This window comes from Streptomyces hazeniae, assembly GCF_031845485.1.
Lineage (GTDB): Bacteria > Actinomycetota > Actinomycetes > Streptomycetales > Streptomycetaceae > Streptomyces > Streptomyces hazeniae.
Genome location: NZ_JAVREQ010000223.1, coordinates 1 through 419, shown reverse-complemented (window position 1 = coordinate 419; position 419 = coordinate 1). Strand labels below are relative to the sequence as shown.

Here is a 419-nt window from a genome sequence, read left to right as displayed (position 1 = left end):
CTGGCCACCCGGTACGGCTACGGCGAGGTCGCCGACCACATCCAGGACCTGTTCCTGGCCGGCAAGAAGGCCGAGGCCATCGCCGCCGTCCCCGACGACCTGGTGCGCAACGTGTCGCTGGTCGGGCCGAAGGGATTCGTCAAAGAGCGGCTCGCCGCCTACGCCGAAGCCGGTGTCACCACGATGCTGGTGCACCCGCTGGCCACCGATACCGCCGAGACGGTGAAGTTCTGCGAGGAGCTCGTCTCGCTCACCCAGTAGGGCCGGAGCGCGGGGGCGGGTGGGTACGGCCACCCGTCGCAAAATTTGACGGTTCTCAAAATTGCAGTACCCGACTACTCACATCACCTCCCCTGGGACAAGTGACCATCAACGGGTCACACCGCCCCAAGGGAGATGAGAGATGGTTCGTTCGTACC

1 protein-coding gene is annotated in these 419 nt (G+C 65.2%); it reads left to right on the top strand.

The annotated features are described in order from the left end of the window. The coding region (locus RM572_RS29435) for an LLM class flavin-dependent oxidoreductase (protein ID WP_311676395.1) at positions 1-261 on the top strand (261 nt) is incomplete at its 5' end. Between the last annotated feature and the right edge of the window lie 158 nt (positions 262-419).